This is a genomic window from Geodermatophilus obscurus (genome assembly GCF_900143215.1).
Taxonomy (GTDB): Bacteria; Actinomycetota; Actinomycetes; order Mycobacteriales; family Geodermatophilaceae; genus Geodermatophilus; species Geodermatophilus obscurus_A.
Genome location: NZ_FRDM01000003.1, coordinates 143,535 through 156,088, shown reverse-complemented (window position 1 = coordinate 156,088; position 12,554 = coordinate 143,535). Strand labels below are relative to the sequence as shown.

Annotated in this window: 11 protein-coding genes and 1 pseudogene; 6 read left to right on the top strand and 6 right to left on the bottom strand. The window is 74.2% G+C overall.

The genetic code is table 11. The features are described 5' to 3' along the window. Window positions 1-44: 44 nt before the first annotated feature. Window positions 45-1,322, top strand: a complete 1,278-nt coding sequence (locus tag BUB17_RS04705) for a benzoate/H(+) symporter BenE family transporter (protein ID WP_072914166.1) — start codon at window positions 45-47, stop codon at window positions 1,320-1,322. A gap of 118 nt (window positions 1,323-1,440) precedes the next feature. Here BUB17_RS04705 and BUB17_RS04700 read toward each other — a convergent pair whose 3' ends face one another. The 3 genes from BUB17_RS04700 to BUB17_RS04690 all read right to left on the bottom strand — a co-directional run bounded on the left by BUB17_RS04700 (window position 1,441) and on the right by BUB17_RS04690 (window position 3,598). Continuing rightward, entirely contained in the window at window positions 1,441-1,713 is a 273-nt protein-coding gene (locus BUB17_RS04700) for an acyl carrier protein (protein ID WP_072914162.1), read from the bottom strand. Between the two features lie 40 nt (window positions 1,714-1,753). After that, entirely contained in the window at window positions 1,754-2,968 is a 1,215-nt protein-coding gene (locus BUB17_RS04695) for an FAD-dependent monooxygenase (protein ID WP_072914158.1), read from the bottom strand. A gap of 162 nt (window positions 2,969-3,130) precedes the next feature. Next, window positions 3,131-3,598 carry a MarR family winged helix-turn-helix transcriptional regulator gene (locus tag BUB17_RS04690; RefSeq protein WP_072914155.1) on the bottom strand — a complete coding sequence of 156 codons (468 nt, stop codon included), beginning with the start codon at window positions 3,596-3,598 and terminating at the stop codon, window positions 3,131-3,133. Between the two features lie 73 nt (window positions 3,599-3,671). Between BUB17_RS04690 and BUB17_RS04685 the strand changes: the two are divergent. The 4 genes and pseudogenes from BUB17_RS04685 to BUB17_RS04670 form a co-directional block, all read left to right on the top strand. Continuing rightward, window positions 3,672-4,148, top strand: a pseudogene (locus BUB17_RS04685) (NADPH-dependent F420 reductase); the annotation flags it as partial. A gap of 26 nt (window positions 4,149-4,174) precedes the next feature. Continuing rightward, window positions 4,175-4,696 carry a VOC family protein gene (locus BUB17_RS04680; protein WP_072914149.1) on the top strand — a complete coding sequence of 174 codons (522 nt, stop codon included), beginning with the start codon at window positions 4,175-4,177 and terminating at the stop codon, window positions 4,694-4,696. Further along, window positions 4,693-5,844, top strand: a complete 1,152-nt coding sequence (locus BUB17_RS04675) for a luciferase domain-containing protein (RefSeq protein WP_072914602.1) — start codon at window positions 4,693-4,695, stop codon at window positions 5,842-5,844. Before BUB17_RS04680 ends, BUB17_RS04675 begins: the two co-directional genes overlap by 4 nt. Before the next feature lie 256 nt (window positions 5,845-6,100). Further along, entirely contained in the window at window positions 6,101-6,550 is a 450-nt protein-coding gene (locus BUB17_RS04670; RefSeq protein ID WP_072914147.1) for a PGPGW domain-containing protein, read from the top strand. Between the two features lie 97 nt (window positions 6,551-6,647). On the opposite strand, the gene BUB17_RS04665 is transcribed toward BUB17_RS04670, so the two are convergent. Continuing rightward, on the bottom strand, window positions 6,648-7,322 hold the full coding sequence (locus tag BUB17_RS04665; RefSeq protein ID WP_072914143.1) for a GntR family transcriptional regulator: 675 nt from the start codon (window positions 7,320-7,322) through the stop codon (window positions 6,648-6,650). A gap of 86 nt (window positions 7,323-7,408) precedes the next feature. Here BUB17_RS04665 and acnA point away from each other — a divergent pair, with 86 nt between their 5' ends. After that, window positions 7,409-10,126, top strand: a complete 2,718-nt coding sequence (gene acnA / locus BUB17_RS04660; RefSeq protein WP_072914140.1) for an aconitate hydratase AcnA — start codon at window positions 7,409-7,411, stop codon at window positions 10,124-10,126. Between the two features lie 44 nt (window positions 10,127-10,170). Here the strand turns inward: acnA and BUB17_RS04655 are convergent, their stop codons facing one another. Both BUB17_RS04655 and BUB17_RS04650 read right to left on the bottom strand, forming a co-directional pair. After that, a complete protein-coding gene (locus BUB17_RS04655) occupies window positions 10,171-10,794 on the bottom strand; it encodes a TetR/AcrR family transcriptional regulator (RefSeq protein WP_072914137.1) in 624 nt (207 codons plus the stop codon). Beyond that, window positions 10,791-12,353 carry an MFS transporter gene (locus BUB17_RS04650; RefSeq protein WP_072914134.1) on the bottom strand — a complete coding sequence of 521 codons (1,563 nt, stop codon included), beginning with the start codon at window positions 12,351-12,353 and terminating at the stop codon, window positions 10,791-10,793. The genes BUB17_RS04655 and BUB17_RS04650 overlap by 4 nt, the downstream gene beginning before the upstream one ends. Window positions 12,354-12,554: the final 201 nt, after the last annotated feature.

The window sequence follows — 12,554 nt, the reverse complement described above, 5'->3', positions numbered from 1 at the left end:
CGGGCACGGGCCCACCCGCGTAGCGAGCAGACGGGAACGGAGCCATGCGACCCCAGCGCGCCGACGAGAACGCCGGAACCGGAGCGGCGGTGCGTGAGCACCTGATCGAGCGCCCCGTCCGGCCCCTGCCTGGCCCGCGCCGGCTGCTGCGGGACGCCGGGGGCGTCTACGCCGCCAACGGCCTCATCGGCCTCATCTTCGCGGCCACCGGTCCGGTCGCGGTGATCCTGGCGGTGGGTGCGCAGGGCGGGCTGTCCCGGGAGGAGCTGGCCTCGTGGATCTTCGGCGCGTTCTTCCTCAACGGCTTCCTCACCGTCGCAGCGTGCTGGCTCTACCGGCAGCCCCTGGCCTTCTTCTGGACGATCCCGGGCACCGTGCTCGTCGGGCCGGCCCTGACCCACCTCAGCTGGCCACAGGTGGTCGGCGCCTTCTTCGCCACCGGCCTCCTCGTCCTCCTCCTGGGGCTGAGCGGGTGGGTGCGCCGGGCCATGGCGGTCGTCCCGATGCCGATCGTGATGGCCATGGTCGCCGGGATCTTCCTGCGCTTCGGTACCGACCTGGTGCGCTCCCTGCGCGACGACGTCGGGATCGCCGCACCCATGGTCCTGACCTTCCTGCTGCTCAGCGCGCTGCCGGGGCTGGGTCGGCGGATCCCCCCGATCATCGGGGCGCTGATCGTCGGGGCGGGAACGGTGGTGCTCTCCGGCCGGTTCAGCCCCGCCGGCGCCGGGGCGGAGTGGTTCGCCGCGCCGGTGCTGCAGGCGCCCGAGTGGTCGCTGCAGGCGATGCTGGAGCTGGTCCTGCCGCTGGCCATCACCGTGCTGGTGGTCCAGAACGGACAGGGGATCGGGGTGCTGCGCTCCGTGGGGCACGCTCCGCCGATCAACGTCGTCACCGTCGCCTGCGGCGCCTGGTCGCTCCTCACCGCGGCGGTGGGCGCGGTGTCGACCTGCCTGACCGGGCCGACGAACGCCCTGCTCTCGGCATCCGGGGAGCGATCCCGGCAGTACACCGCCGGGATCGCCTGCGGCCTGCTGGCCATGCTGTTCGGTCTGTTCGCGCCGCTCTTCACCAGCGCCATGCTGGCCACGCCGCCGGCCTTCATCGCCACGCTCGGCGGCCTGGCCCTGCTGCGGGTGCTGCAGGCGTCCTTCGTCGCGGCGTTCGGCGCCCGCTTCACCCTCGGCGCCCTGGTCACCTTCGTCGTCACGGTCGCCGACGTGACGGTCCTGAACGTCGGGGCCGCCTTCTGGGGTCTGCTCGTCGGGTTGGCGGTCTCCGCGCTGCTGGAGCGCCCGGACTTCTCCTCCGCCCCGAGGTGAGCGCCGGTTCCCCGGGGATCGGCTCCCACTGCTGGTGCCGACCCTACGGCGCCGGTCCGTAGCGGATCAGCCGGGCCGTACACGCGGGCGGAGGTCTCCTCCCCGCGGCAGTCGGCACCTATCGGGTCCCGGGTGCCGTCCACGGTGGCGCGGTGGTCGCCTCCGCGAGGAACCGGAGAGCGTCGCCCACCGTCCTGAACCGCGCCCAGACGTCGTCGGGGATCAGCACGCCGAAGCGGTCCTCGGCCGCGACGACGACCTCGACCACGGCCAGGGAGTCGATGCCGAGGTCCTCGGTGAAGGACTTCTCCGGGGCGATGTCGGCGCGGTCGAGGCCGGCGACCGTCCCGAGAACCTCCGCCAACCCGGCTTCCAGCTCGTCTCGCGTCATCAGGGTGCTGCCTCCCGTCGGTGGCGGGGCGGTCCGTCGCTCAGCGCGGCGCGGCGGCGGACGCCTGGAGCGCCTGCTGCACGTCGTACTCGTGGATCCAGCCGAAGTCCTCCGGGAACCTCGCCATCTTCGCGTCGCGCATCCGGGCGGCCGGCCCCTCCGGCAGGTGGAGCAGGGAGTTGGTGATCCAGGAGCTGCGCTGGATCGCGCGCGTGCGGGCCCGGCGGAGCTCCTGGTACCGGGCGAAGACGGGCGCCGGGTCGTCGCCGGGCCGGGTGTCGGCGATCAGCGCGGCCAGGGCGAAGGCATCCTCGATCGAGGTGTTGGCGCCCTGCCCCTGGTGCGGCAGCATGCCGTGGGCGGCGTCGCCGAGGACGACGACCCGGCCCCGGTACCACCGCAGCAGCGGACGCACCGTGGAGAGCGACCACCGGAGGGGGCTCGCGGCCGCCGCGATCATCTCGGGAACGGCAGGGTGCCAGCCCCGGAAGGACGCGACGGGGACGTCCTCGGGGACCTCGACGATCGAGCCGTCGTGCGGCCAGACCCGGGGACCCTCGACCACCGCGAAGAAGTTGACCGACTCGCCCTGCCCGCCGATCGCGTAGTGCAGCACGTGTGCGTCGGGGCCCATCCAGAACTGGATGGCGTGCGGATCGGGTAGCGAAGGGAGGTCCGCCGTCGGCACGATCCCGCGGAAGGCGCTGGTTCCGGAGTAGACCGCGTCGTCCGCGCCGGTGACCCACCGCCGGACCATGGATCGCACGCCGTCGGCGCCGACCACGACATCGACGTGTTCGACCCGGCCGTCGGCGAACTCCAGCACCACCGAGTCCCGCTCCGGGACCAGGTCGGTCAACCGGCAGCCGAGGTGCAGCTGCTCGGACCCGAGCGCCCCGCTGAGGGTCCGTTGCAGGTCGGCGCGGTGGATGCCGAAGTACGGCGCACCGAACCGGTCCACGTAGGCGTTGCCCTGGGCGACCGGGTGGGCGGCGATGCGGCTGCCGTCCTGCCAGTGGCGGTAGACCAGCTCCGTCGGGATCGTGGCGGCCGCGGCGAGCTCGTCGACCAGGCCCAACCGGGCGTACTCCCGGGTGGCATTGGCCGACAGCGCGATCGCGGCGCCGATCTCGGCCAGCTCCGGGGCCTGCTCGAACACCTCGGCCCGCACGCCCCGCTCCCGCAACGCCAGGCCCAGGGACAGCCCGCCGATGCCGGCTCCGACGATCGCGATCCGGAGGTCGGTGCCGCTCATGCGTCTGGACGGTAGCCAGGTGGGCGCGCTCCCGCACCGGCCGCACCGTCTCCGGCACCGAGTTGCTCCGGGCGGGATCCGGGCGGGGCCGAGCCCCGTGAGGGTGCCACCGGAGCTCCGGTCCGCCGCGTGGTCCTGCTCGGGGAGCCGCCGTGGGGGTGGTCAGGAACCGGCGGCGAGGTCGGCGTGCACCGGGCGCAGCCGGTCGAGGAGGGCGTCGAGCGTGTTCCGGTCCTCGTCGCTGAAGGTGGCGAAGACCGAGCGCAGGTTGGCCGCGTGGACCTGTGTTGCCTCGTCCAGCTTCGCCCGTCCGCTGTCGGTCAGGCTGGCGTAGGAGACCCGCCGGTCGGTGGGGCAGGGCACCCGCTCGACGTACCCGGCTGCCTCCATGCGGTCGACCAGCCGTGTCACGCCACCGGTCGTGAGGCTGACCTCCTCGGCGAGGCTGCCCATCGTGAGCCGGCCGGCCGCGGACCTGCCCAGCCGCACCAGCACCTCGAACCAGGCATGGGGGAGGTCGCAGCGGGCCTCCAGGTCGGCGCCGAGCCGTCGCTCGAGGCGGCTCTGGGCCTCCACCAGTCGGCCAAAGGTGGTGATGAGGGCGTCGTCGCGCCGGGAGAGCTGGGGCACGTCATGAATCTACCGCGTCAGTAGTTGACAGTTCAAGTTCCCCCCGAGTAGCCTTCCTTGCGCCGAGAGCAACGCCGCCGCGGTCGCGGGTGCGCAGGTCGTCGTCCTCGCCGTTCCCGGCGTCGCCGCACCTGCCCTGGCGGGCGAGCTAGCCCCGGCGCTGGACGGCGCCGTGGTCGTGGACGCCACGAACCCGATCAACGAGACCTACAGCGACCTGGCGATCACCGGGACCTCCGGTGCGGAGGCCGTGCAGCAGGCCGTGGGCGCCGTGCCCGTGGTCAAGGCGTTCAACACCGTCTTCGCCAGCCGCTACGCCGCTCCCACCGAGAACGGGCAGCCGCTGCAGTTGCTGCTGGCCGGGGACGACGCCGACGCCCGGGCCCGCGTCGCCGAGCTGGCCACCTCGCTGGGCTTCGCCCCGCTCGACGCCGGCGGCCTGCGGCTGGCCCGCTCGCTGGAGGAGATCGCCTTCCTCAACATCACCCTCAACGCGACCAAGGGCTGGGCCTGGCAGAGCGCCTTCCAGCTGGTCGGCCCGACCGCCTGAACCGTCGATCCGAGCAGGAGCCCGTCATGACCATCGCCGCCGTCCGGCTCAACCACGCCGTCCTCTTCGTCAGCGACCTCGAGCGGTCGCTGCGGTTCTGGACCGGCGCCTTCGGCATGGAGGTGGTGGCGCGTGAGCCCCGCGCCGACGCCGCCTTCCTCCGGCTGCCCCGCTCCGGGAACCACCACGACCTCGGGCTCTTCGGCATCGGCGCCGGTGCCCCGCCACGAGCCCGCGGCACCGTCGGGCTGTACCACCTGGCCTGGCAGGTGGACACCGTCGACGAGCTGGCGGGAGCGCGCCGGACGCTGGTCGAGCTCGGCGCCTACACCGGCGAGTCCAGCCACGGCGCGACCAAGAGCGTCTACGGCATCGACCCCGACGGCAACGAGTTCGAGGTCATGTGGATGCTGCCGCGCGAGGCCTGGGGTGAGTACGAGAACGCCGCCCCGGTCGATGCGCTGGACATGGCGGCCGAGGTGCAGCGGTGGTCCGGCGTCGGCACGGCCGGTCGCGTGCTGCCCGGGTCGGCGGAGGCCGGGGCGTGACCACCACGTGGGCCGCACCGGTGGTCGCGACGGCGGGCGACTCCGACCCGGCGGCGCCGCTCGTCGTCCTGCTGCACGGTCGGGGGTCGCACGAGCAGGAGATCATCGCGCTCGCCGAGCACCTGCCGGCCGGTCCGGCGTACGCCGCCGTGCGCGCGCCGATCGCCGAGGGCGGCGGGTACGCCTGGTTCGCCAACCGGGGGATCGGCCGCCCGGTCGCCGGGTCGCTGCGCGCGACGATGGACTGGTTCTGGCAGTGGCTCGACGAGGTCGCCCCGCCCGGTCGCCCGGTGGTCCTGATCGGGTTCAGCGGGGGAGCAGCGTTCGCCGGCGGGCTGCTGCTGGACGATCCCGACCGCTACGCCGGCGGCGCGGTCCTCTACGGCACGCTGCCCTTCGAGGCCGGTGTCCCCACCACGCCGGCCCGACTGGCCGGGGTGCCGGTCGTCGTCGCGCAGGGGGAGCACGACAGCGTCATCCCGCGGGAGCTGCTCGACCGCACCTGGAGCTACCTGCTCGGCGAGTCCGGCGCGCCGACGGTCGCCCGCCGCGATCCGGTCGGGCACGGCATCTCTGCCGAGGCCCTGGCCACGCTGGCCGGCTGGTTGCGGGAGCGCCTCACCTTCCTCGCCCACCGGGGCCGTCCCGCAGCCGGTCCGGCCACGTGGGCGGCCCTGCCCGGAGGGCGGCTCCCCACCCGGGCCGGTGCGCGGCCGGCGGTGACCTCCGGCATCCCGCAGGAGCAGCGCAGCGACACCGCCCCCGTGCACCTGCAGGAGGAGGTGTTCGCCCGGATCGCGGCGCTGCCCGGGGTGGGCACCCGCCAGTCGGCGATCTCGGTGCCGGGCGCACGCGGCTTCCAGCTGGCCCCGCCGCGGCTGGGTCCGGTGGACGCGTTCATCGTCCCGTCCGCCGGGGAGTTCGCCCACGTCCACCCCGGCTCCGACGGCTCGCTGCACGTGGCGCTCCCGCCGGCCCTCGCGGCCGACGTGGTCGCGAAGGGCTGGGGCGTCGCCCACCCGCTCGCCGGTGTCCGGCTCACCCCGGGCATGGTCCTGCTCTTCGGTCCGCGCGACCCCGCCGAGCTGCAGACCGTCGTCGCCGTCGTCACCACGAGCCACGCCTGGGCCACGGGACAGCACGTCTGATCGACACGTCTGATCGACACGTCTGATCGACACGTCTGATCGACGACGCGCTGGTACGGCAACGGGCTCGGTGCTGTCCGGCTCGTCCCGGGGGCCCGGAGCCGGGATGCCGCTGACCTCACCGAGCCGTCGGGCGGGCACGCCTGGCCGTCGACGCCCCGCCCCTCCCCGTCGACGTGGTGACCACACGGGCGCAGTCCGGCACGTGGCCGGGCGGTGCGGCATGACGGTCCGGTGGATCGGGCACCACCCAACGGTGAAGACCGTTGTCGTCGCCTTCCTCGGCGGCCTGCTGACCCTCGCCGGCATCGCGCTGCTCGTGCTGCCCGGCCCCGGCTTCGTGCTGGTCGCCGCCGGCCTGGCGCTGCTGGGCACGCGCTTCTCCTGGGCGAAGAAGCCGCTGGACTACGCGAAGGACAAGGCGCAGGAGGGCGTCGAGGAGGTCGCCAAGAGCCCGTGGCGCGCCGCCGGGGCGGTGCTGGCCGCGCTGGTGCTGGTCGCGCTCGGTGTGCTCGCCCTGGCCGGCGTGGACCTGCCGTTCGTGAACGCGTTCACCGCGGTCGTCCTGATCCTGTCCGGGCTCTTCCTGGTCGGGACGGTCGTCTTCGCGCGTCGCCAGGAGCGGCTCGAGCAGGCCCGGGCGCACCGCCCGCCAGGCCGTCGCGGATCGGCCGGCGCCTACCGAGCCGCGCCACACGGCAACTGAGCACCGGCCGCTCGGTCCGGGGCGGCACGGCGGCCCCAGGTCCGGGCGTGGGGCGACGGCAGCCGGTCGGACCCACCGGCTGCCGGCACGGCGCCCGTCAGCCGTCGGTCAGGATGTCGATCGCCCGGCGCCCGAGACTGTTGACCACGTGACGGCGCATGTGCTCCTGGGCGGCGTCGGGGTCACCGTCGAGCACGGCGGTCATCATCGCCTGGTGCTCGGCCTGCACCCTGGCGCGGTCGTCGGGGGAGTCCTGGCGCGCCTCCAGGGCCGCCCGGCGGTAGCGGTCGGCCTTGTCCCACAGGCCGTCGAGCAGGCCGATCAGGAGGTCGTTGTGGCTGGCCCGGTACAGGGCGGTGTGGAACGCGCGGTGTGCCTCGAGGGCGGCGAGGCCGCTGCGGGCGTCCAACGGCTCCAGGAACGCGGCGGACTCCCGGATCCGCTGCTGATCGGAGTCGTCGCGCCGCTCCGCGGCCAGCCGGACGGCGAGCGGGTCGAGTTGCTGGCGGATCTCGAACAGGCTGCGAGCCTCGGCCGCTGACAGCGGTGCGACGCGCGCGTCTCGATGGGCGTCGAGGACGACCAGCCCCTCCGCGGAGAGCCGGCGCATGGCCTCGCGCAACGGCGTGGTGCTGACGCTGAGCTCGGCCGCCAGGGCCTCCTGGCTCACGACCGCACCGTGCGGGAGCGCGCCGGACATGATCCGTTCCCGGACCTCGCTGTAGGCGTAGTCCGCCTTGGTCAGCGCGGGGCGCCCCAGCGGCGTGGCCACCCGCCCTCCTCTCCTCGCATTTCGAGATCAGGATAGCCGGTACATCCAAGCTGTAGCCTATAACCAATTCCCCAACGGAGGTGCGCATGGGCCGGTACGACAGCTTCGGTGCGCGACGGACCCTCGATCTCGGGTGTGGCGAGTTGGAGACGTGGGCGGTGCACGCCGTCCCCGGTGCGGAGCACCTGCCCTTCTCCCTGAAGATCGTGCTGGAGAACCTGCTCCGGCACGAGGACGGGGAGACGGGGACCGCCGAGGCCATCCGGCGCCTCGCGGGCGGGGTCGGCACGGGGGACGAGGTGTCGTTCTCGCCGGCCCGGGTCTTCCTCCACGACACCAACGGCGTCCCGGTCCTGGCGGACCTGGCGGCGATGCGCGAGGCGGTGCGCGACCTGGGCGGGAATCCCGCGGTGGTGGACCCGGTGATCCCGGCGGAGCTCACGGTCGACCACTCCGTCGTCACCGACGTCTTCGGCCGCCCGGACGCGATCGCGCTCAACGTGGCACGGGAGTACACGCGTCACGAGGAGCGCTACCGCTTCCTCAAGTGGGGTCAGCAGCAGTTCCACCGGCTGACCGTCGTCCCACCGGGGACCGGCATCATGCACCAGATCAACCTCGAGCACCTCGCCGACGTCGTGGTCCTGCGCGACGGGCGCGCCTTTCCGGACACGCTCGTCGGCACCGACTCCCACACCACGATGATCAACGGTCTCGGGGTGCTGGGCTGGGGTGTCGGCGGCATCGAGGCCGAGGCGGCGATGCTCGGCCTGCCGGTGGCCACGCTCATCCCGCCGGTCGTCGGTCTCGAGCTGACCGGGGAGCGGCGTCCGGGAGTGACCGCGACCGACCTGGTGCTCACCATCGCCGAGCTGCTGCGGGCCCACGGCGTCGTCGGCAGCTTCGTGGAGTTCACCGGGCCGTCGGTCGGGGCCGTTCCGCTCGCCGATCGCGCGACGCTCGCCAACATGAGCCCGGAGTTCGGCTCCACCTGCGCGGTCTTCCCCATCGACCGGGTCACGGTCGACTACCTGCGCTTCACCGGCCGGGACGCCGGACACGTCGCGGCGGTCGAGCGCTACGCCAAGGAACAGGGACTCTGGCACGACCCCGCGGCGCGGCTGCGCTTCGACGACCTGCTCCGGCTGGACCTCTCGACCGTCGAGCCGTCACTGGCCGGGCCGCGTCGTCCGCAGGACCGGATCCCGCTGGCCAGCGCGCGCAGCCGGTTCCGGAGCACGCTCGCCGGGTTGCTCGCCGACCGGTCGCCGGAGGCCGCCGGCGACGCCGTGGACGAGGCCGGCCGCGAGTCCTTCCCGGCCAGTGACCCGCCGGCCCTCCGTGCGGTCGCCGAGCCGCGGGCGCAGGAGCCCCGGCTCGACCACGGGGCCGTCGCCATCGCCGCCATCACGTCGTGCACGAACACGTCCAACCCCTCGGTGATGGTCGCCGCCGGCCTGCTGGCGCGGAACGCCGTCGCCGCCGGGCTGGCGTCCAGGCCCTGGGTGAAGACGAGCCTGGCCCCCGGGTCGAAGGTCGTCACCGACTACCTGCGGCGTGCCGGGCTGGACCGTCCGCTCGAGCAGCTCGGTTTCCACACCGTCGGCTACGGCTGCATGACCTGCATCGGGAACTCCGGCCCGCTGACCCCGGAGGTGGGCGAGGCGGTCGCCGAGCGCGACCTGCTGGTCGCCGCGGTGCTCTCCGGCAACCGCAACTTCGACGGGCGCATCAACAACGACGTCTCGCTGAACTACCTGGCCTCGCCCCCGCTGGTCGTCGCCTACGCCCTCGCGGGCTCGATGGACGTCGACCTGCTGCACGAACCGCTCGGCGTCGACCGGACCGGACACCCGGTGTACCTGAGCGACCTGTGGCCTCCGGACGCCGAGATCGAGGAGGTGATCCGGGGGAGCCTGGACCCCGCCATGTTCGCCGCGCGGTACGCCGACGTCCTCACCGGCGAGCAGCGCTGGGCGGAGTTGCCGGGCGGGGGAGGGGCCACCTTCGACTGGGACCCCGACTCGACCTACGTCCGTCGCCCGCCGTTCCTCGACGACCTCTCCGCAGCCCCGGAGCCGGTCCGGGACATCACCGGCGCCCGTGCCCTGGCCGTGCTCGGGGACTCCATCACGACCGACCACATCTGCCCCGCCGGGCGCATCCCCGCCGACAGCCCGGCCGGGGAGTTCCTGCGGGCCCGGGGCGAGACCGACCTCAACACCTACGCCTCCCGGCGGGGCAACCACGAGGTCATGCTGCGCGGCGCGTTCGGCAACCAGCGGCTGCGCAACCGACTCGTACCGCACCGACGGGGCGGCTGGACCCTCGACCACCTCGACGGCCGCGCGAAGACCGTGTTCGAGGCGGCGGAGCACTACCGCACCGCGGGCACACCGCTGCTGGTCCTCGCGGGCCAGGAGTACGGCACCGGCTCGTCCCGCGACTGGGCGGCGAAGGGGACGGCGCTGCTCGGCGTCCGTGCGGTCCTCGCCGAGAGCTTCGAGCGGATCCACCGCGCCAACCTGATCGGGATGGGGGTGCTGCCCCTGCAGTTCCTGGAGGGGGACAGCGTGGCGAGCCTCGGCCTCTCCGGCCGGGAGGCCTACGACGTCCAGGGACTGGAGCACCTGACGGAGGACGACTGGCCTCGGCGGGTCGTCGTCTCCGCCCGGTCGGAGGAGGGGGCACCGGTCAGCTTCGCGGCCGTCGTCCGCGTGGACACGGCTCGGGAGGCTCGGTACCTCCGCCACGGCGGCGTCCTGCCGTACGTCGCGCGCGCCATGGCGACCGCGGGCTCGTAGCGGCCGGGATCCGGCGTCGACCGGGTCGGCTCGGCGCGACCGGCTCAGCCCGGGGCGCCCGCCTCCGTCAGGCGGGCGGCGAGGGTCTGTGCGGCATCGGTGACACACCGGCGGAAGAGGTCGTCGTCGCCGGTGCACAGCCAGTTCACCGACGCCCCGAAGAGCAGGCCCAGCACCGACTCCACCAGCACCGCCACCTCGCCGGACCAGGTCCCGCCGGATGCCTCGGCCACGCGGTGCAGCAGGTCGAGGACGTCGCCGCGGTACTGCTCGGTGGACTCCCGCGCCGCGGCCCGCAGGTCGTCGTCCCGGCCGCCCATCATCGTCAGCTCCTGGAGCACCATCTCGGCGCCGGGGTCGGCGATGACGCTGTCCGCGTAGCCGACGAGGGCGCGGATCAGGATCTCCGCGGGGGAGCCCCCGGCCTGCACCGCCCGCCGGAGCAGGGCGGTGGACCGGTCGCGGTCGGCCTGGAAGACGGCACGCACCAGCTCGGTCTTGGCGCCGAACGCGTAGTGCACTGCTCCGAGCGGGACGCCGGCCTCCTTCGCGACCGCCCGCGTGGTGAGCGACCAGGCGCCCTCCCGCTGCATCACCCGCATGGCGGCCGCGACGAGCTGGGCCCGGCGCTGCTCGACGGGCAGGTGCGCGCGCTTCCCGCCCGTCACCGGGGCGCCATCTCCGTCTCCATCTCCGTCTCCATCGCCGTCGCCATCGCCGGCTGGTCGGCCGGCGCGGCACCGGCTCCCCGGCTGCCGCGCAGCAGGACGACGGCCTGCACCGCCACGTACGCCGCCAGCACGGCGGCGATCCCCAGCACCACGTGCATGCCGGTCACGAACGCCCGCCCGGCCTCGGCCAGGAGGGCCGCGGCGGCGTCCGCCGGCAGCCCCGCTGCGACCTCCGCGGCGCCGCCCAGGGTCTCCCGGGCAGCCTCGGCGTCCCGCGCGGGCACGCCGCCGACGGCGCCGAGGTGCGCCGCGTAGACCGACAGCCCGACGGTGCCCAGCACCGCCGTCCCCATCGCACCGCCGAACTCGTAGGCGGTCTCGGAGACCGAGGCGGCGGCACCGGCCCGCTCCGGCGGCGCCGTGGCGAGGATGACGTCGTTGGTCAGCGCCTCCGCGGCTCCGACGCCGGCGCCGATGAGCAGGCCGACCACCACCAGGACGGCCCGGTCGCCGTCGACCCCGAGCAGCGTGCCGGCCGCCAGCCCGGCGGCGGCCAGCGCCATCCCGCCGCCGATGACCCACCGCAGGTGCAGGGAGCGGGCCAGCCAGGGGGCGGCGAGTGACCCGGCCACGGTCGCTCCGGCGAGCGGCAGCATCCACAGGCCGGCGACCAGCGGGCTCATGCCGAGCACGAGCATCAGGTACTGCGGCAGGAAGAACATCAGCCCGAGCAGGGCGAAGACCGTGAGCAGGTTCGTCGTCACCGCGACGGAGAACGCGCGGGAGCCGAACAGCCGCAGGTCCAGCAGCGGCTCGGCCAGCCGGCGCTGCCGGCGCGCGAAGGTCCACAGCAGCCCGAGGCCGGCCGCGAGGCTGACCAGGACCGGCACGCTGACGCCGTCGTGCGCGGCGGTCTTGAGGGCGTAGACCAGCGGCAGCACACCGGCGATGGACAGCACCGCGGACAGCGCGTCGAACCGGCCGGGTCGCGGGCGCGACTCGGGCAGCAGCAGCGGGGCGCCGACGAGCAGCAGGATCATGACCGGCGCGTTCACCAGGAACACCGAGCCCCACCAGAAGTGCTCGAGCAGGAACCCCCCGAGGATCGGCCCGAGGGCGGCGCCGCCGGAGAACGCGGCCGCCCAGACGGCGATGGCCAGGCGGCGCTCCCGGGCGTCGGGGAACACCGAGCGCAGCAGCGCCAGCGTCGAGGGCATCAGCGTGGCCCCGCCGAGCCCGAGCAGCGCCCGGGCCGCGATGAGCATCCCGGCCGTCGTGGAGAACGCCGCGACCAGCGAGGCGCACCCGAACGCGGCGGCACCGACCACGAGCAGCCGGCGGCGGCCGATGCGGTCGCCGAGGTTGCCCATCAGCACGAGCAGCCCGGCGAGCAGGAAGGAGTAGATGTCGACGATCCACAGCAGCTCGGTCGACGTCGGGCCCAGGTCGGCGGTCAGGGCCGGCACGGCGAAGCCGAGCACGGTCATGTCGATGCTGATGAGCAGGACCGGCAGCGCCAGCACCGCGAGGGCGGACCAGCGACGGAGCGGACTCACGGGTGTTCCTCGAGACGGGGGAGGGACAGCGGCGCCGGCCGACCGGCCGGCGCCGCCATGCTGGCACAGTGTTGGTCGATCGACCAGCTCGGTCGTGCGTCCATCCGCTGCGGAGATCAGCTGCGCGGACCTGCTCCGTGGGGCTCGGAGCGAGTGCCGTCGTCCCGCCCGGTCCGATCGCTCCCTCCTCCGCACGGGCCG